This window comes from Allobosea sp. UC22_33, from assembly GCF_042700715.1.
Lineage (GTDB): Bacteria > Pseudomonadota > Alphaproteobacteria > Rhizobiales > Beijerinckiaceae > Allobosea.
Genome location: NZ_CP170556.1, coordinates 4,050,336 through 4,069,768 on the forward strand (window position 1 = coordinate 4,050,336; position 19,433 = coordinate 4,069,768).

At 67.1% G+C, this 19,433-nt stretch carries 15 protein-coding genes; 3 read left to right on the forward strand and 12 right to left on the reverse strand.

From position 1 onward, the window contains the following. Positions 1-37: 37 nt before the first annotated feature. From ACFJGT_RS19730 to ACFJGT_RS19740, 3 genes are read right to left on the reverse strand one after another with little or no spacing between them, the layout of a single operon-like run. Positions 38-994, reverse strand: coding sequence for an ornithine cyclodeaminase family protein (locus ACFJGT_RS19730; protein ID WP_377841358.1), 957 nt, complete (start codon positions 992-994; stop codon positions 38-40). After that, a complete protein-coding gene (locus ACFJGT_RS19735; protein WP_377841361.1) occupies positions 987-1,604 on the reverse strand; it encodes a transcriptional regulator in 618 nt (205 codons plus the stop codon). Before ACFJGT_RS19735 ends, ACFJGT_RS19730 begins: the two co-directional genes overlap by 8 nt. An 8-nt stretch (positions 1,605-1,612) precedes the next feature. Then, positions 1,613-2,728: an aminotransferase class I/II-fold pyridoxal phosphate-dependent enzyme gene (locus ACFJGT_RS19740; RefSeq protein ID WP_377841364.1), complete on the reverse strand. Its 1,116-nt coding sequence runs from the start codon at positions 2,726-2,728 to the stop codon at positions 1,613-1,615. Between the two features lie 150 nt (positions 2,729-2,878). On the opposite strand from ACFJGT_RS19740, the gene argH reads away from it, so the two are divergent. The 3 genes from argH to ACFJGT_RS19755 all read left to right on the forward strand — a co-directional run bounded on the left by argH (position 2,879) and on the right by ACFJGT_RS19755 (position 8,714). Then, positions 2,879-4,291, forward strand: a complete 1,413-nt coding sequence (argH, locus tag ACFJGT_RS19745) for an argininosuccinate lyase (RefSeq protein ID WP_377841366.1) — start codon at positions 2,879-2,881, stop codon at positions 4,289-4,291. Between the two features lie 324 nt (positions 4,292-4,615). After that, positions 4,616-7,624: an aminotransferase class III-fold pyridoxal phosphate-dependent enzyme gene (locus ACFJGT_RS19750; protein WP_377841369.1), complete on the forward strand. Its 3,009-nt coding sequence runs from the start codon at positions 4,616-4,618 to the stop codon at positions 7,622-7,624. Between the two features lie 79 nt (positions 7,625-7,703). Next, complete coding sequence (locus ACFJGT_RS19755; RefSeq protein ID WP_377841371.1) at positions 7,704-8,714, forward strand: LysR family transcriptional regulator; 1,011 nt, start codon at positions 7,704-7,706, stop codon at positions 8,712-8,714. A gap of 7 nt (positions 8,715-8,721) precedes the next feature. Here ACFJGT_RS19755 and ACFJGT_RS19760 read toward each other — a convergent pair whose 3' ends face one another. The 9 genes from ACFJGT_RS19760 to pip all read right to left on the reverse strand — a co-directional run bounded on the left by ACFJGT_RS19760 (position 8,722) and on the right by pip (position 19,429). Continuing rightward, positions 8,722-9,750 carry a serine hydrolase domain-containing protein gene (locus ACFJGT_RS19760; protein ID WP_377841373.1) on the reverse strand — a complete coding sequence of 343 codons (1,029 nt, stop codon included), beginning with the start codon at positions 9,748-9,750 and terminating at the stop codon, positions 8,722-8,724. Between the two features lie 23 nt (positions 9,751-9,773). After that, entirely contained in the window at positions 9,774-10,568 is a 795-nt protein-coding gene (locus tag ACFJGT_RS19765; RefSeq protein WP_377841375.1) for an ABC transporter ATP-binding protein, read from the reverse strand. Continuing rightward, a complete protein-coding gene (locus ACFJGT_RS19770) occupies positions 10,565-11,431 on the reverse strand; it encodes an ABC transporter ATP-binding protein (RefSeq protein WP_377841378.1) in 867 nt (288 codons plus the stop codon). The genes ACFJGT_RS19765 and ACFJGT_RS19770 overlap by 4 nt, the downstream gene beginning before the upstream one ends. Next, a complete protein-coding gene (locus ACFJGT_RS19775) occupies positions 11,424-12,350 on the reverse strand; it encodes an ABC transporter permease (RefSeq protein WP_377841382.1) in 927 nt (308 codons plus the stop codon). Before ACFJGT_RS19775 ends, ACFJGT_RS19770 begins: the two co-directional genes overlap by 8 nt. A 9-nt stretch (positions 12,351-12,359) precedes the next feature. Then, entirely contained in the window at positions 12,360-13,430 is a 1,071-nt protein-coding gene (locus ACFJGT_RS19780) for an ABC transporter permease (RefSeq protein WP_377841384.1), read from the reverse strand. Between the two features lie 26 nt (positions 13,431-13,456). Continuing rightward, positions 13,457-15,094, reverse strand: coding sequence for an ABC transporter substrate-binding protein (locus tag ACFJGT_RS19785; protein WP_377841387.1), 1,638 nt, complete (start codon positions 15,092-15,094; stop codon positions 13,457-13,459). An 89-nt stretch (positions 15,095-15,183) separates the two neighbouring features. Beyond that, complete coding sequence (locus ACFJGT_RS19790) at positions 15,184-16,611, reverse strand: M20 family metallopeptidase (protein ID WP_377841390.1); 1,428 nt, start codon at positions 16,609-16,611, stop codon at positions 15,184-15,186. Positions 16,612-16,626: 15 nt separating this feature from the next. Continuing rightward, positions 16,627-18,441, reverse strand: a complete 1,815-nt coding sequence (locus ACFJGT_RS19795) for a S9 family peptidase (RefSeq protein ID WP_377841393.1) — start codon at positions 18,439-18,441, stop codon at positions 16,627-16,629. 10 nt (positions 18,442-18,451) lie between these two features. Then, positions 18,452-19,429 (reverse strand): prolyl aminopeptidase, encoded by a 978-nt coding sequence (gene pip / locus ACFJGT_RS19800; protein WP_377841396.1) that lies wholly within the window; start codon positions 19,427-19,429, stop codon positions 18,452-18,454. Between the last annotated feature and the right edge of the window lie 4 nt (positions 19,430-19,433).

Consider the following 19,433-nt stretch of genomic DNA (forward strand, 5'->3'; position numbering starts at 1 on the left):
GGTGAGGTTCTAGCGAAACATCCAAAGACTGCTGGAGCTATCGACGCCCGATCCCGTCGAGCACCACCCGCGCGATCGCGATATCCTGCACCGCAATCCCCGTGAGGTCGGCGATGGTGATGTCGTCGTTCGAGCGCCGCGCCGGCACGTCGCCAGCGAGCACGGCCCCCAGCTCGACGCAGTCCCCCTCGTCGATCAGCCCGACCTTGGCAGCGGCAGCGAACTCGCCATGGTCGAGGCTCTGCTCCAGCGAATCCGCAATTCGCGTATCGGCGAGCGCCACCAGCGCGCTGTCGAGCTCCTGCTTGCCCGGCGCATCGGCCCCGAGCGCCGTGATATGCGTACCCGGCTTGATCCAGTCCTCGCGGATGATCGGCGCGGCAGCCGGCGTCACGGTGATCAGCGCATCCGATTGCGCGCAGAGCGCTTCCAGCTCCGCCACCGGGTCGATAACGATCCCCTCCCCCGCAAGATCGCTCTTCAGCGCTTCAAGCTTCTCCGGCGAACGCGCCCAGACCGCAAAAAGCGGCTCGCGCTCGCGCAGCAGATGCGCGGCGGCACGGATCTGGAAACGTGCCTGCGTGCCGGCGCCCACGATCCCGATTCGGCGCGCATCGGCCCGCATCCCGGCCCGCGTCGCGATGGCGCCGGCCAAAGCCGTCCTGAGATCGGTGAGCCAGCCCTCGTCGCGCAGGATGGCGACGACCGCGCCGGTCTCGGCCGAGAGCGCGATCATCATGCCGCTCGTCGTCGGCAGGCCCTTGGCCGGATTGTCGTAGAACCCGGTCGCGATCTTCACGACGAAAACGGAATCGCCCGCGATATGGCCGAACTTGATGTGGCAATCGCCGTTATGCGCGGGGAAGCCGAGATAACCGACCGGCGGCATCTGCACCCGGCCGGCAGCCGCCGCCTTGAACCCCTCTTCCAGCGCGACGAAGGCCCGGTCGAGATCGACGGCGGCCTCGATCTCCGCACGCGACAGGTCAAGCATCCGGGGTCTCGTTGGCCTGGTTGAGGTAGTTGTAGACGGTCGCGCGGGCGAGCCCGAGGATGCGCGAGATATAGGCCGCGGCATTGCGCCCGCCGAACGCCCCATTCGCGGCAAGGTCTGCCACCAGTTCGCGCTTCTCGGCCCGGCTGAGGCTGGTCACTGCGAGGCCGCGGCTTTGCGTCCATTGCTGCACGAACTCGTTGATGCGCTCGTGCCAGTCTTCCTTGAACAAGGCCTGCGGCTTCTCGGCACCGGCCGGCACGGTCGCGAAGGCCTGGAGCGTCTGCATCAGCGCATGGAACTGCGAGACGTCGACATTGATGCAGAGCACGCCGATCGCCTTGGCCCCGGCCGAGAGCACGATGCTGATCGATTTCAGCCGCCGCCCGTCCCAGTTCACCTTCTCATAGGGACCGATGATCGTCTCGTTCGGATCGAAGCCGATCTCGTCGAGCAGGGACGGCTCGCCCAGCACGCGCTGCGAAAAATTGCCGGCGATATGCACGACGCTCTGCGAGCCCAAATCATGCAGGACGACCTCGGCATGCGGCCGGAACAGCAGCGCCACCGCATCGCAGACCGGCAGATAGGGAGCGAGTTCCGGCGTCATGCGTAAGCCTAGCGCGGCTGCGACTTGAGATAGTCGCTCAAGCGCTCCAGCCCCGCCGAGAGATGTTCGGCGGGCGCGCCGATGCCGATGCGGATATAACCGTCCATCCCGTAGACATCGCCCGGCAGCAGCATGATCCCGCGCTCCTCGCGCAACCGATGCACCAGCTCGGTCGAGTTCATCGAGTGGCTGTACTTGATGAAGGCCATACCGCCGGCCTTGGGCGGCACGAAAGAGAAGAACTCGTCATTCGCCTTCACCCAGTTGGCGAGCAGCGCGAGGTTCTCACGCAGGATGGTCTTGCTCCGCTGCAGGATTTCGGCGCGCTTGCCCGGCTGCACGACGATGCGGGCGATATGCTCGCTCAGCGCGCTCGTGGTGATCGAAGTGTAGTCCTTGTTCTGCCAGGCGGTGTAGATGTCCTTGGCCGGCCCGACCAGCCAGCCGATGCGCAGGCCGGGCAGCGCCATCGCCTTGGAGAGCCCGCTGGTGATGATCGCCTTCTCATAGAGATCGGCGAAGCTGGGCGCCTCGTCGGTTTCGAGCTCCGCGCCCTTGTAGACCTCGTCGGCATGGAGATAGCAGCCCTGCGCCCGGGCGATCTCGACCAGCGCGTCCATCGTCTCGCGCGAGAGCAGGCTGCCGGTCGGGTTGTTCGGGTTGCAGATGGTCATCAGCTTGGTGCGCGGCGTGATCGCCTTGCGGACCTCGTCGAGATCCGGCGTCCAGCCCAGCTCCTCGCGCAGCTTCACTTCCTTGACCGTGGCGCCGATCGCCCGCGCCCAGCCCCAGATCTGCAGGTAGTTCGGCACGAAGACGACGATCTCGTCGCCCGGCTCGATCAGCGACATCACCATCAGGAAATTGGCTTCGGCCGAGCCGTTGGTGACGATCACCTCGTCCGAGGTCCGGTTGCGGTAGAGCTTGGCGATGTCCTCGCGCAGTTCGACCGCGCCATTGGTCCAGCCATAGCCGAGCTCGACCTCCATCAGCTTGGCGCGCTGCTCGGCGCTGAGCAGTTCGTTCAGCGAATAGGGATGGACGCCGCTATCCGAGAGATTGAACTCGACGGTGTTCTCATAGAGCGACTGGATGCGCTCCAGGGTGAATTCTTCGATCTTCATGCTGCCCATCCCGCTGCGGCCGATCCGCCGCACCTGCCTGCGAGTATGATGAGCATGATTTAGACGTCAAGGTCGATTTTGGAATTTACAGTCCAAATCGCGATTGCTATCCATGTCGGCGACGTCAAAGCCGCTCCCGGAGAGCCCATCATGTCCGACCAGAACCCCGGTGCCAACAAGATGTGGGGCGGCCGCTTCACGACGGCTCCGGCCGATGTGATGCGCAGGATCAATCCCTCGATCGGCTTCGACTATCGCCTCTATCGGCAGGACATCGCAGCGTCCAAGACCCATGCCGCGATGCTCGACCGCCAGGGCATCATCGCCAGCGCCGACAACGAGCGCATCCAGGCCGGGCTCGACCAGATCCGCGGCGAGATCGACCGCGGCGAGCTGCAATTCAGCATCGACCTCGAGGACATCCATATGAATGTGGAAGCCCGCCTCAAGGAGATCATCGGCGAGCCGGCCGGGCGCCTGCACACCGCCCGCAGCCGCAACGACCAAGCCGTCACCGATGTCCGCCTCTGGATGCGCGATGCGATCGATGCGCTCGATGGCGCCATCCGCGACATGCAGCAGGCGCTGATCGAGCGGGCCAGCGAGCATGCCGGGACGATCATGCCGGGCTTCACCCATATGCAGGTCGCCCAGCCCGTGACCTTCGGCCATCATCTCATGGCCTATGTCGAGATGTTCGGCCGGGACCGGGAGCGCCTGGCCGGCGCGCGCCAGCGCACCAATGTCTCGCCGCTCGGCGCCGCCGCGCTCGCCGGCACCGCCTTCCCGATCGACCGGCAGTTCACGGCCACGGAACTGGGTTTCGCCCGGCCGACAGAGAACTCGATGGATTCGGTCGGCGCGCGCGACCATATCTGCGAGCTCCTGTTCTGCTGCTCGATGCTGGCCGTGCATCTCTCGCGCCTCAACGAGGAGATCACGCTCTGGTGCAGCGACGGCTTCCGCTTCATCGCGCTGTCGGACGCCTTCACCACCGGCTCCTCGATCATGCCGCAGAAGCGCAACCCGGACGCCGCCGAACTGGTGCGCGGCAAGACCGGCCGCGTCGTCGGCTCGCTCACCGCCATGCTGGTGATGGTCAAGGGCCTGCCGATGACCTTCATGAAGGACATGCAGGAGGACAAGGAGCCGATGTTCGACGCGCTGGAGACGGTCGAGCTCTGCGTCGCCGCCACCACCGGCATGGTCCGCGACCTAACCGTGCGCCCCGAAGGCATGCGCGCATTCCTCGATCGCGGCTTCCCGACGGCGACCGACCTCGCCGACTGGCTGGTGCGCGAGGCCGGCATCCCCTTCCGCGACGCCCATCACATCACTGCCCGCATCGTCGCGCTGGCCGAGGCGAAGGGCTGCACTCTGCAGGCGCTCGATCTCGACGCCATGCGCTCGGTCGATCCCCGGATCAGCGACGCGGTCTTCGAGGTTCTGGCGCCGGAGCATTCGGTCCGCAGCCGCCGCAGCTATGGCGGCACCGCCCCGGACACGGTGCGCGAGGCGATCGAGCGGGCGAAGCAGCGCTGGCTGTCCGGCGAGCCGATCTGACGCTTGGTTGTCATTCCGGGGCTTCGCGCAGCGAAGAGCCCGGAACCTACGACTGGGTGCGTAGCTCGCAGCCGAACACAGGATGTCTCACCCGGTCGTGGGTTCCGGGTTCACGCCTCCGGCGCGCCCCGGAATGACAAACGGGGCGGCAGATCGAAAGCATCCAAGTCGCCCTCGCCCCACGCAACCCGGCGGCCGCCGCCCCGCAAACTTTGCGGGAGCAAACCGGCCGCCTTTCTGGCTATGGATGACGGCGCCGGTCGATTCGACCGGGCCTGAGGAAAAGAACGTGGAGCCGTGCAGCTCCGCGGCTGGGGAGAGACGATGGAACACGTCTGGTTGCGTGGGGTGGCCGAGCAGTTCGGCATCGATGGCGGGCTGCGGCAGCTTGGCGGCGAATACGACCTCAACTTCCGCGGCCGGACCAGCGAGGGCGACGTCATCGTCAAGGCGATGCGCCCACAGGGCGAGCCCGCCCTCGTCGACCAGCAATGCGCCGCGATCAGTCATGCGCTCGCGGCCGATCCGACACTGCCGCTGCCACGCCTTCTGTCCGCCCAGGGCAAGCGCTTCTGGCAGAACGTGGCCGACGCCCAGGGCCAGCAGCGCATGGTCTGGGTCCAGCGCGCCTTCACGGGCATCCCGATGGGCGAAGCCGGGCCGCAGCCGCCCGCCGTCCTCGCCGAGCTCGGCGCGCTGACCGCGCGGCTCGACCTTGCGCTCCGTGATTTCAAGGTCACAGCAGCACCGGATGCGGCAAAGTGGGACCTGACCGAGGCCGGCTGGATCAAGCCGCATCTCGACGTGCTGGAAGGCTCGCGCCGCGCGCTCGTGGCCGACATCGTCGCGGCCTTCGAGGCTCTCAAGCCCGCGCTCGACAAGCTGCCGCGCCAGACCATCCATAACGACCTCAACGACTTCAATATCCTCGTCGAGCCGCGCCTCGGCGAACCCGCCCGCATCAGCGGTCTGATCGATTTCGGCGACATGACCAATGGCCCGCGCGTCTGCGAGATCGCCATCGCCGCGGCCTATGCCATCCTCGACCACGAGACGCCGGAAGCGGCGCTCGCGGCCTTCGTCGCCGGCTATCACGGCGTCTCGCCGCTGAGCGCCGAGGAGATCGGCCTGATCTGGCCGCTCGTCCGGATGCGCCTCGCGGTCAGCGTCGTGAACTCGACGATCGAGGCCAAGGGCCGCCCGAACGATCCCTATGTCACGATCTCGCAGGCCCCGGCCTGGCGCCTCCTCGAAAACCCCGCCATCGACGGCGATTTGATGGGCGCGCGCCTGCGCAATGCCTGCGGCCTGCCCGTCACCGATGCCGCCGGCCGCATCGCGAGCTGGATCGCCGGTCAGCGCGGCAGCTTCGCGCCCGTGCTCGGCCGTTCGCTTGATGGCCTGCCCGTTGGTTCGCTCGGCGTCGCCGAGGCGACGATCCCCGCGAACCCATTCGAGCTGCGTGCCGACGAGGCCCGCAATCTCGGCACCGGGCTCGGCATCACCTCACAGTGGTGGCTTGGCCAATATGGCGAGCCGCGGCTGGTCTATACCGACAAGGCTTTCCGCAAGGGCCGCTGGCTCGCCTCGAACCGCCGCACGATCCATATGGCCGTCGATGTATTCGGCCCGGCCGGCGAGCCGGTCCGTGCGCCTCTCGCCGGGCGTGTCGCGCTGGCGGAGAACCGCAGGGGTCATCTCGACTATGGCGGCGTCGTCATCCTTGAGCACCGCACGCCCGCAGGCGACGTCTTCCACACCCTCTACGGCCATCTCGCGGCGGACGGCGCGGCCAAGCTGAAGGCGGGTCAGGAGATCGCGGCGGGCGAGGCCTTCGCCAAACTAGGCCCAGCAGAGGAGAATGGTGGCTGGGAGCCGCATCTGCATTTCCAGCTCGCGCTGACGCTCGACGGCATGGGCCATGACTGGCCGGGCGTCGCCGATCCCGACGACTGGGCGCTCTGGCAGGCGATCTGCCCGAACCCCGCCGCCCTGCTCAACCTGCCGGACGATGTCGTCGCCTATCAGGCAATCGACGAAGCCGCGTTGCTGGCCGAGCGCAAGGCCCGCTTCGGCGCCAATCTGAAGCTGAGCTACAAGCGCCCGATCACCTTCCTGCGGGGCTGGCGCCATCATCTCTTCGACGCGATGGGCCGGCCCTATCTCGACGCCTATAACAACGTGCCGCATGTCGGCCACGCCCATCCGCGCATCCGCAAGGTGGCGATGGACCAGCTCGCGCGGATGAACTCCAACACGCGCTATCTCCACCCCGCGCCGATGGCGCTGGCCGAGCGCTTGACGGCGAAGCTCCCTCGGGAGCTGGAAGTCTGCTTTTTCGTGAATTCCGGCTCGGAGGCGAACGAGCTGGCCCTGCGCCTCGCCCGTGCGGCCAGCGGCGGCTATGACATCGTCACGCCCGATCACGGCTATCACGGCAACACCACCGGCGCGATCGACATCTCCGCCTACAAGTTCAACAAGCCGAACATGGGCGGGCGCAAGCCCTGGGTGCAGCTCGTCGACGTCGCCGATGATTATCGCGGCCGCTTCCGCCGCGACGATGCCGATCGGGCGCTGCACTACGCCGAGCAGGTCGACGGCGCGCTCAACGCCATCGCGGAACGCGGCGGCAAGGTCGCCGGCTTCATCGCCGAGACCTTCCCGAGCGTCGGCGGCCAGATCATCCCGCCGCCCGGCTATCTCGCCGCGGTCTACGAACGCATCCGCGCTGCCGGCGGCATCTGCATCGCCGACGAGGTCCAGACCGGGCTTGGTCGCCTCGGCGACTATTATTTCGGCTTCGAGCAGCAGAGTGTGCAGCCGGATATCGTCGTGCTCGGCAAGCCGCTCGGCAACGGCCACCCGATCGGCGCGGTCATCACCACCCGCGCCATCGCCGAGCGCTTCGCGGAGGGGCCTGAGTATTTCTCGACCTTCGGCGGCTCGAACCTGTCCTGCCGCATCGCCGCCGAAGTGCTCGACATCGTCGAGGAGGAAGGGCTTTCGGCCAATGCCAAGGCGATGGGCGACAAGCTGCTCGCCGGCATGCGCGCGCTGATGGCGGACTACCCCTGCGTCGGCGATGTCCGCGGCATCGGCCTCTTCCTCGGGCTGGAGCTGGTCACGGATCGCGAGACGCTGGAGCCCGCGACCGATGCTTCGGCCCATGTCATGAACCGCCTGCGCGACATGCGCATCCTCGTCGGACGCGAGGGGCCGGCCGACAACATCCTCAAGATCCGCCCGCCGCTGACGGTCGGCGCCGACGATGTCGAGATGATCCTCGACCGGCTCAGGATCTGCCTGCGCGAGGTGGAAGCCGCGCGATAGCGCGATCTTCAGGGCTCCGGCCCGCTTCTGGCGTGGCCGGGGCGGCCATGCCATCCTGTGCGGGTCTGGAGGAGCGGCGATGGAGCTGAAATGGCTGGAAGACGTGCTGAGCCTGTCGACCACGCTCAGCTTCTCGCGCGCCGCCCGTGAACGCAACGTCACGCAATCGGCGCTGAGCCGCCGGGTCAAGCAGCTTGAGGACTGGCTCGGCTCGCCGCTCTTCGACCGCAGCAGCTATCCGATCCGCCTCACGGAAGCGGGCCGGACCTTCCTTCCGCGTGCGCAGGAGATCCTGAGGCAGATCCAGGGCGCACGACAGGAGTTGCGCAAACAGCATGAAGACGCCGCGGAGACGCTCATCTTCTCCACGCTGAACACCCTGTCGCTGACCTATTTTCCCGGCCTCATCCGCCGCCTGGAAGAGAAGCTCGGCCCGCTGAAGACGCGATTCTGCGATCAGCGCTCATCTTTCGACGGCAATGTCGCGCTGCTCAATCATGGCGAATGCGATTTCTTGCTGACCTATGCGCATGATTTGGTGTTGCCGGAACTCGACCCCGAGCATTTCCTCTATCGCCGGCTCGGCACCGAGCGGGCGATTCCCGTCTCGATCCCCGACGGCAATGGCGAGCCCCTCCATGCCTTCCGCTGTGGCGATGCGCCGGTACGCCTGCTGAGCTATGGCAGCTCGACCTTCTTCGCCCGACGCCTCGCCCTGCTCTTCGCCGAGCGGCCGACGCCGCTGGTCACGGTCTACGAGAACCCGATGTCGGTCGGCCTCAAGGCCATGGTTCTGGCCGGGCGCGGCGTCGCCTGGGTGCCGGAGAGCCTGGTGGTGGAGGAATTGCGCAGCGGCCAGCTCGTGCCAGCCGCTGATACGTCCTGGTATGTCTCTGCGGAAATCCGGCTCTATCGGGCAAGGCAGCAGAGCCGCCTTCCCGTCGAGCAATTCTGGGCCGCCACCGCAGACGTGAGCCCGCCGGCGCGCGCGGATGAGCCCGCGCAGCCTGCCCTCACCCGTCGCGACCCTGCAGGAACAGCCCCGACGGTCTCCGGCAGCCGAAAATCCAGCGTATCCGCAGTCGCGTGACGCGCCTTCAATCCCGCCGGCGCGCTTCGAGGATCAGTCGCAGCAGGCGGCCGAAGGCGAAGCGGTTCACCTCCGTGCCCTTGATGTCGGTATCGACGCGGTGGGTTATCACCAGATCGAGCGACGGGATCACAAGGCAATACTGCCCGCCGACGCCCTGCGCGCTGTAGCTGCCGGCCGGCAGCACGACGCCGGGAAAGCCCGCGCCGGAGCGCTCGGTCCACCACATATAGCCGTAGCCACCGCGCGGCCCGGCATCGGAGAGCGGCAATACGCTGGTCGCGACCCAGTTGGCCGGCACGACCTGTTCATCTTGCCAGCGGCCCTGACGCAGGAACATCAGGCCGAAGCGGGCGAGATCGCGCGTCGACATCCGGAACGGATAGGCGGGATGAACCGAGCAATCGTCAGGCTCCAGCCAGCCGTCACGTCGCTCGCCGTCGAGGCGGAAATCCTCCATGCCGAGCGGGCGGCCGATCCGCGCCAGGAAATCGTCATGGATGCCGGCGCCGGTCAGCGCCGTGAAGATCGTGCCGAGCGCGTTGAAATCCCAGTTGTTGTACAGCCAGAAGCTGCCCGGCGGCTGCGAATGGCGCGGCGGCTTGATCGACTTCATCCAGGGCGATTCATAGCCCGCCGGGTGGAAGATGCCCGAACGCGCCGTCAGCAGATCATAGATCGTCGCCGCCTTCTCGCGCTCGCTCAGGCCTTCCTTGTCGTCGATGCCGAGATCGGCGAGCGTGCGCGACAGGTCGATCCGGTCTTCTTCCTCATGGATGCCGATCAGGGCGCTGAGGAAGCTCTTGCGAACTGAATGGCACTGGTAGCGATGCGCGAGATCGCCGCGGCTCGCCACCACGCGCCCGCCCTGCACGATCATCAGCGTCGCCGTCGAGATGGTATCGGCGAAGCGCCAGGCCCGGTCGAGCCCCTCGCGCGACCAGCCCGCCGCCTCCGGCGCGATGGTCTCCCAGCCCTTCGCCGGCCAATGCTCCGCACCCAGGGCTTCGCCCCTCATCACTGTCTCGTCCATCATCTGATCCTCCGCAGCCCGGCCGCTCACGCGATCGGGCGATAACCGACGCTCGCCTCGAGGAACTCGCGCGTATAGGGCTCATGCGCCCGGCCGGCCCTGACGTCGGCAGCGCTCATCTCCTCGAGAATGCGGCCCTCGCTCATCATCGCGACGCGCTCGCAGAGATGCGTCACGACCGCGAGATCGTGGCTGACCATGAGATAGGTCAGGTCGCGGTCGCGGCGGAGCTGCTTCAGCAGGTTGAGGATTTCCGCCTGCACGGAGACGTCGAGCGCCGAGGTCGGCTCGTCCAGCAACAGCAGCTCGGGCTCGATGATGAGCGCACGCGCGATCGCGACGCGCTGGCGCTGCCCGCCCGAGAGCTCATGCGGGAAGCGGTAGCGGAAGGACGGCCCGAGGCCGACGGCGGTCAGGATCTCGTCGATGCGCTCCTGCGGCCGGTCGAAGCCGTGGATCTTCAACGGCTCGGCCAGCACGTTCTGCACCATCTTGCGCGGGTGCAGCGAGGAATAGGGGTCCTGGAACACCATCTGCACGCGCCGGAAGAAGGCCTTGTCGCGCTTGTGCGGCACCTCGCGATCCTGGAAGCTGATCGTGCCGCCATACTCGCTGTTGAGCCCGGCGAGCGCACGAAGCACCGTCGACTTGCCGCAGCCGGATTCGCCTATCAGCCCGAAGGCTTCGCCGTGCCCAAGCGTGAAGGAGACATCGTCCACGGCCTTCAGAGTCGAGGTCCCACGGCCGAAGAGGACCGAGAGATGGTGGACCGTCAGCGCAGCCGGGCGGTTAGCCGCCGGAGTCGTGTCGACAGCGCTCATGCCCGGCTCCCGCTCTGCAAAGTCGGCCCGTCCAGCCAGGCCGGGTCGCGGCTCGGCACCTGCAGCATGTCGGCCTGCCGGTCGAGGCGCGGCAGGCTGTCGAGCAGCGCGCGCGTGTAGGGATGGCGCGCATTGCGCAGTTCGCGCGCCGGGATGTCCTCCATGATCCGGCCGGCATACATCACCAGCACGCGGTCGCAGAAATCCGCCACCAGATTGAGGTCGTGGCTGATGAAGATCAGCCCGGCGCCGCGGCGCGTCACCAGCTCGTCCAGGATGCTCAGAACCTGCCGCCGGATCGTGACGTCGAGCGCCGAGGTCGGCTCGTCCGCGATGATCAGGTCGGGCTCGGGGATCAGCATCATCGCGATCATGATGCGCTGGCCCATGCCACCCGAGACCTCGTGTGGGAAGAGCTTGAAGACGCGGGCGGGGTCGCGGATCTTCACCGCCTCCAGCATGGCGAGCGCTTTGGCTTCCGCCTCCTTGCCGCCGACCTTGTGGTGCAGCCGGTAGGCCTCGGTGATCTGCTCGCCCACCCGCATCAGCGGATTGAGCGAGAATTTCGGGTCCTGCAGGATCATCGAGATGCGGTTGCCGCGGATGGTCCGCATCTGGCGTTCGCTGGCGGCGAGCAGGTCGATCCCGTCGAAGGACAGCTTCTTGGCGGAGATGGTCGCCGCCTTCGGCGTCAGCTTCAGGATCGTGCGCCCGGTCAGCGACTTGCCCGAGCCGGATTCGCCGACGATGCCGACCTTCTCGCGCCCGACGCTGAAGGAGATGCCGCGCACCGCCTGGACCGAGCGATGCGCGCCCTTGAAGGTGACGGAGAGGTCCTGGACCTCGAGCAGCGGCTTATCCATGACGCGGATCCAGGATGTCGCGCAGGCCGTCGCCGAACAGGTTGAAGGCCAGGCTGGTGATCAGGATGGCGAGGCCGGGAATGCCGGCGATCCAGCCATTGGTCAGGATGAACTCGCGGCCCGATGCCAGCATCGCGCCCCATTCCGGGCTCGGCGGCTGCGCGCCCAGGCCGAGGAAGCCGAGGCCGGCCGCCGTCAGGATGATCGACGCCATGCTCAGCGTGATGCGCACCACGACCGAGGGAATGCACATCGGCACGACATGGCCGAGGATGATCCGGAGCGGCGACGCGCCCTGCAGGCGGACCGCCGCGATATAGTCGGACTTGCGGATCGACAGCGTCTCGGCCCGCGCCAGCCGCGCGATCGGCGGCCAGGCGGCGAGCGCGATCGCGATGATCGCATGGTCGATGCTGGGGCCCAGCGCCGCGACGAAGGCGAGCGCCAGCACCAGGCTCGGGAAGGCCAGGAAGATGTCGACGATGCGCATCAGCACGGTGTCGACCCAGCCGCCGAGATAGCCCGAGGTGGTGCCGACGATCAGCCCGAGCGGCGCCGCGATCACCGCCGTCAGCATGGCGATGTAGAGCGTGATCCGCGCGCCGAAGACCAGCCGGCTGAAGATGTCCCGGCCGAGCTCGTCGGTGCCGAACCAATGCGCAGCCGAAGGCCGTTGCAGGCGCTTGGTCAGGTCCTGCGCATAGATGTCGTGGGTCGCGACGAGGGGCGCGAACAGCGCCACCAGCACGATCAGAACGATGACGGCGAGGCCGAACATGGCGGCAGGATTGGCCCTGAGCCGCCACCATTTCAGCGACAATTGCTGCATCCGCGCCTGGAAGGGCGAGGACGGGACGGACGCCGCGAGCCAGGCCTTGAGGCCCCGCCCGCCGGCCTGGTCGATGGATTGTGGTGTCATGGCCATGCCTCAGCGGGTCCGCGGGTCGAAGACCCGGTAGAGCAGGTCGCACAACAGGTTGAGCGTGACGAAGATGACGCCGACCAGGAGCGTGCAGCCGACGACGGCGTTCATGTCGCCGGCGAGCAGCGCATTGGTCAGATAGCGGCCGAAACCCGGCCAGGCGAAGACGGTCTCGGTCAGCACCGCGCCTTCGAGCAGGAAGGCGTAGGACAGCGCCACCACCGTCACCACCTGCACCGCGATGTTGCGGAAGGCATGGCCCCAGACGGTGCGGGCCCAGGACAGACCCTTCACCCGCGCCGTCACGACATATTCCTGGCTGAGCTGCTCCATCATGAAGCTGCGGGTCATCCGGCTGATATAGGCGAGCGAGCTGAAGGCCAGGATCGAGGCCGGCAGGATGATGTGCGACACGGCATTGCCGAACATCTCCCAGTTGCCGGCGAGCAGGCTGTCGATCAGCAGGAAGCCGGTGACCGGTTCGAGGTCGAACTCATAGGTGAAGTCGATGCGGCCGGGGCCGCCGACCCAGCCCAGCGTCGCGTAGAACAGCACGAGCCCCATCAGGCCGAGCCAGAAATTCGGCGCGGAGTAGCCGATCAGGCCGACGACCCGGACGATCTGGTCGAGCCAGGAGCCGCGATACATCGCCGACAGCACGCCGAGCGGAATGCCGAGGCTCGTGCCGATCACGATCGCCACGCTGGCGAGCTCGATCGTCGCCGGGAAGACACGGGCGATATCCGTCATCACCGGCTTGCCGGTGGTCAGCGCCATCCCGAAATCGAGATGCAGCACGCCCCAGAGATAGCGGCCGAACTGGACGTAGAGCGGCTGGTCGAGACCGAGCTGCTTGTACATCGCCTGATAGGCTTCCTGGGTCACGTTGTCGCCGAGCACGGCGACGACGGGATCGAGCGGCAGCAGGCGGCCGATGAAGAAGGTCAACGCCGCCAGCCCGAGCAGGGTGACGGCGAAGGAGACGAGCGTTCGACCCGAGGCCTTGAGCCAGGACGGAAGGATGGTCCGTCCTGGATCGGAGCTCAGGCCGGGCGCCGTGGTGGCGGTCCGGGACATGGCGATGGCCTTACTTGCAGATGGCCTTACTTGGCGGTGCGCTCGTAATAGGTCCGGAAGCCGTTCCAGGTCCACGACTTCAGGTCCTTGCGCACGCCGGCGACGCTGTTCATCTGGAACATGAAGGCCATCGGCCCCTTCGCCATCACCTCCTTCTGGATCGTGGCGTAGAGCGCGTCGCGCTTGGCCGTGTCGGGCTCCAGCAGGGCCGCGTCGATCTGCTTGTTCAGTTCGAGGTCCTGATAGGCCGAGCGCCAGCTCGGATACTGGGTCTGCTTGGCCTCCAGCCGGTTGTCAGGGTTGAAGACGAGGCGCGAGGCGTTGCCATGGGCATCCGGCACGCCGGTCTGCCAGGCGAGCATCGCCGACTGGTACTCGCGCCCGCGCACCTTGCTGAAGAGCTGGGCATTGGCCATGCGCTCCAGCGAGAGCTTGACGCCGACCTTGGCGGCGTTCTGCTGCACGCTCTGGGCGATCGGGTTCGCATGCGGCAGCGTGCCGAACAGCACGCTCGCCTCGAAGCCGTTGGCATAGCCGGCCTCGGCCAGAAGCTGCTTGGCCTTGTCGAGGTCGAGCTTGAAGGGCTGCCCCTCCTTCTCGTCGAGCGCGCCGACGGCGCCGAGCTGGGCGAAGCTGGCACGCGGCACTCCGAGATGGGTCATCACCGTCTTGCCGAGGCCATCATAGTCGATCAGGTAGCGCATCGCGAGGCGCACCTTCTCCTTGGAGAACGGGCCGTCCGCGACATTGAAGCCCCAGTAGAACAATTGCGGCCGCAGGACCTTCTCGATCGCGATGTCCTTCGAGCCTTCGAGATCCCGCAGATCCTCGGGGGTCAGGTCGCGCGCGACGTCGACATCGCCCTGGCTGAGCAGCAGGCGCTGGGTGCCGGGTTCCGCGACATGGCGGATCAGCACGCGCTTCAGCGCCGGCGCCTTGCCCCAATAGTTCTCGTTCGCCTCAAGCACGATCGACTCGCCGGCGTTCCAGCGGGTCAGCTTGTAGGGACCGACGCAGGCCGTGCGCGTCGCGAGGTACTTGTTGCCGAGATCGCTGCCCTGTTCGTTTGCCATCAGGGTCTTCTTGTCCATCACCATGGAGACCCGGTTAGCGGCGATCGCCTGCAGCACCAGCGTCGTCGGATAGGGCTTGTCGAGCTTGAGCGTGAGCGTGTCGCCGGCACCTGCGACGATGGTCTGCTCGACATTGTCCTTGGTGAAGCCGTACTCGGTCAGCGTCGCCGCGTTACCGAAGTTCAGCTTGACGACGCGATGCAGCGACCAGGCGACATCTTCGGCCGTGACCGGATTGCCGGACGGGAATTTCGCGCCCTTCTGCAGGTGGAAGGTGATCTCCTTGCGGTCCGGCGAGACGTCCCAGCGCGAAGCAAGGCTCGGCACGACCTTGCGCTCGTCGGCCGGATCGAAATCGGCCAGCGTGTCGCAGGTGTTCTGCAGGATTTCGTTGGTGACGACCTCGCCGACCTGCGCGGGATCGAAGGTGCTGATCGCGTCGATGTTCCAGGCCATCACCAGCGCATTCTTCGGCGTGGCCGCGATGGCGGCTCCCGCGCCGGCGCAGAGGGCGGCAGCCGCAGCGGCCGAGAGGAGCTTGTTCCCGGCGAGGCGTCGCTTGGTTCCGGTCTCGTGGTTCTGGTTGGTCATGATCTCTGTCCCGCTCTTTGGTTTATTGTTTGATTGAAAACGCATCGGCCGGCGGGAGCAACCGTTGATGCTGCTCCCGACTATCCGGTTCAGGCGGCCTGGGGCCGCGGCTTGATCGGCGGCTTCACATCCGCCGGGATCGGGCAGACATAAGGCGTCTGCGTCACCCGTTCCTGATGATCCTTCTTGGCGCGCGCCAGCAGCGTCTCGTCGCTGATCACGTCGACCGCGGTCGCCGCCATGATCTTGGCGGCATGGACCATGCCCTTATGGGCGGCCGGGGCCTTGCCCTGGGCCGTGATCTGCCAGGAATGGCCGGGCGTGCCGATCGCATGGGTCGCGACCCTGGCCTGGATGGTCGGCACCTTCCAGCTGACATCGGCGACATCGGTCGAGCCGATCATCGGCACGCCGCGCGTGCCCTGCGGCACGACGAAATCGCAGAGCGGCGTGTCCTCACGCGGCGCGATGCCGGTGCGGCGATAGTCGTTGAGGATATCGGCCGGGCCGAGCGTCGCCTGGATCTTGGCCGCATAGGCCTTGTCGGCCGCATCGAAGGGCACAGGGCCGAGCCGGTCGATGTTCTTGAACATCGCGTCTTCCAGCGGCGTGTTGCCGAGCATGTTGGAGACCGCGCTCATGATCGAGATCGAGACTGTCGTCTCGGTCATCAAGGCCGCGCCCTCGGCGATCTTCTTCACGCGCTCGTTGAGCTCCAGCATGCCCGCGAGGTCGCGCGCCCGGATGGCGTAGCGCACCTTGGCCGAAGCCTGCACGACGTTCGGCGCGATGCCGCCGGCATCGAGATAGGCATAGTGGATGCGCGCGTCGGACGGCGCATGCTCGCGCATGTAGTTGACGCCGACATTCATCAACTCGACGGCATCGAGCGCCGAGCGGCCGAGATGGGGCGCCGCGGCGGCATGCGAGGCGCGGCCGGTGAACTGAAAATCCATCCGGGTGTTGGCCAGCGACAAGGCATCGTCGACCTTGGTCATCGAGGCCGGGTGCCAGCTGATTGCGACATCGACATCGTCGAAGGCGCCGGCCCGCACCATGAAGGCCTTGGCCGCGCCGCCCTCTTCCGCCGGGCAGCCGAAATAGCGCACGCGCCCCGGACGGCCTGTCCTGGCGAGCCAGTCCTTGACCGCCGTCGCCGCCAGCAGCGCGGCCGAGCCCAGCATGTTGTGACCGCAGCCATGGCCGTGGCCGCCGGCCTCGACCGGCTTCGGCTCGGCGATACCAGCCTCCTGGCTCAGGCCCGGTAGCGCGTCATACTCGCCGAGGATGGCGATGACCGGGCCGCCCTCGCCCGCCTCGCCCATCACCGCGGTCGGGATGCCCGCGACGTTCTCGGTGATGCGGAAGCCCTGCTCCTTCAGCATCGCGATATGCTCGGCGACAGAGCCATACTCGGTATAGGCGATCTCGGGCATGCCCCAGACGCGGTCGCTCAGCGCCTCGAAAGGCTGCCGCTTCGCATCGACCAGCTCCCAGATGATCTCGGAATTCTGCATGGCTGGTTATCCCTTCTACAGATGCTCTCGCAGGAAACGGGCCACCCCGCCGAAGACGGTGCGCCGGTTCTCGATCCGGGCGAAGCCATGGCCCTCATGCGGGATGCGCACATACTCGACCGGGCGGCCGAGACCGCGCAGCACCGAATAGACCATCTCGCTCTCGCCCGGCGGCACGCGGGGGTCGTCGAAACCCTGCGCAATGAAGAGCGGCACGCGGATCTGGTCGAGCTTGTGGATCGGCGAGAAGCGGATCAGGTTCTCGCGATCGGCGACCGGATCGCCATATTCAACCGCGCGCAGATAGCGCCGCCACGGCCCGGTCGTCTCCAGCAGCGTCAGGAAATTGGCGATGCCGTAGAACTCGATGCCGACCTTCCACAAATCCGGCTGCTCGGTCAGCGCCGCCAGCACCATGAAGCCGCCATAGGAGCGCCCATAGACGGCGACGCGGTCATCATTGACGTCGCTCTGCTCGCGCAGCCAGAGCCTGACCGCCTTGAGATCGGCGACGCTGTCCATGCGCAGGTGCTTGTCGTCGAGATGGTGGTAGCTGCGGCCGTAGCCGGTCGAGCCGCGCACGTTCGGCGCGATCACCATAATGCCCTGGCTCAGGAAGAACTGCAGGTCGGCCCGGAAGATCGGGGTCCACTGCGCCTCCGGACCGCCATGCACGACGACGACAGCAGGATAGCCGCCCTCGGGCGCCTTGCCGCGCGGCCGGTAGACGAAGAACGGCACGTCGAGCCCGTCGAAGCTTTTCGTGCTCGCCACCGTCGGCTCGACGAAGCTCGCGGGATCGAGCCCGGCCTTCGAGGCATCGGTCAGGCGCTTCACCTGCTTCGAGGCGATATCGAAGCGCCAGATATCCGGCGACGAGGTCGAACCATCCAGCGGGAAGACGAGCCCGGAACCATCCGGCAGCCAGGCGACGGAGCCTATCGAGCCGGCCGGAAATCCCTCGACCTCGAACTCGGCACCACCGGCGAGGTCGCGCACGAAGATGCGGTTCCAGCCGCGATCATTCGCGACATAGGCGAGGCGGTTCTGGTCCGGCGCCAGCGCCACCGCCTCGATATCCTGCCCGCTACGCTCGACGACCCAGTTCAGTGCGCCGTCGGTCGCCGAGCGGAAGGCGACGCTGAGAAATTCCCGGCCCTGATCGGTGATCGTGAAGAAGCCGCTGCCGTCCTTCTTCATCCGATTCGCGGCATAGCGAGCCCGGCCCTCATGCGGCAGCAGCGCCTCGCGCGCACCGCTTTCGAGATCGAGCCGGTAGAGATCCTGATCGTTCATCGCATGGGTGGCATCGGCGACGAGGAGCGAGCGCCCGTCCGGGAAGAAGGCCAGCGCCTCGCGATAGCCGCTGCCTTCGAACACGCGCCGCGCCGCCCGCGTCGTCATGTCCATCACATAGATGTCCATATGCTCGCGGTCGCGCGCGTTCGAGGCGAAGGCGATGCGCTGCCCGTCCGGCGCCCAGCAGCCCCAGACATGCACCACGGTCGGATCGTCGGTCAGCGGCTGCGGCACGCCGGAGGCACCCGGCACGAGCCAGAGCTGGTGGCGCTCGTCGCCGCCGCAATCCATGGTGAAGAGCAGGTCGCGGCTCTTCGGGTTGAAGGCGATCGAACCGACCGGCTCCGGCATGTCGGTCAGGCGCCAGGGCGCCCCGCCGGCGAGCGGCCGGAGCCAGATCTGGTGCGTGCCGCTCTCGTCGCTGAGATAGGCGAGAAGCTCGCCATCCGGCGCCACCGCCGGGCTCTTGGCGCTGCGGATTTCGAGATAGGGCTCGATACCCAGGCGGATCTGGCTGGCGGCTTCGTACATGGTCGTTCCTTCAGGCCGCGATGGCCAGCATCGAATCGCGCAGGCGGTCGGTCGCGTCGCGCAGCGCCAGCGACAGGGCCGGCGCACTCGGCGTCGCCGCGTGGTTGGCTTCGGTCACGATGGTGAAGCGCGCCTCGGGCCAGGCCGTCTTCAGGCGCCAAGCCGTGCACATCGGCGTCACGATATCGTAGCGCCCCTGCACGATCTCGGCCGGCAGGTGGCGGATGCGCGAGACGTCGCGCAGCAGCTGGCCCGGGTCGAGGAAGGCGCCGTTGACGCAGTAATGCGTGAAGATGCGGGCGAGCGCCAGCGCGGCATCCGGCTCGGTCAGCGCCGCGACATGCTCGGCATCGGGCAGGAAGGTCTGCGTCTTCCCCGAGAAGGTGCGCAAGGCGACCGCAGCCCCCAGCTGCTGCTCAGGGTCGGGCCCGGTCAACCGGCGATAATAGGCGCCGAGCAGGTCGCCACGCTCCGCCTCTGGCACGAAGGCGGCGAAAGTCTCCCAATGGTCCGGGAAGATCGTGCGCGAGCCGTGGAACCACCAGTCGATCTCGGCGCGCTCGGCCATGAAGATGCCGTGCAGGCGGAAGCCGAGGCAGCGTTCGGGATGGGCCTGTCCATAGGCGAGGCCGAGGCAGCTCCCCCAGGAACCACCGGTGACAAGCCAGCGCTCAATGCCGAGATACGCGCGGATGCGCTCCAGATCGGCGATCAGCGCCTGCGTGGTATTGCCGGCCAGCTCCGCCAGCGGGCTGGAGCGTCCCGCGCCGCGCTGGTCGAAGGTCACGATCCGGAAGGCGGACGGGTCGAAGGTCTTGCGCTGGGCCGGCTTGGTGCCGCCGCCCGGCCCGCCATGCAGGAAGACCACGGGGATGCCGTCGGGATTGCCGCTGAGGTCGACATGCAGCTCATGTCCGTCGCCGACCGGCAGGCGCAGGGACTGATAGGGTTCAACCGCCTCGTAAAGGGCGCTGTAATCGTCTGCCACGCCG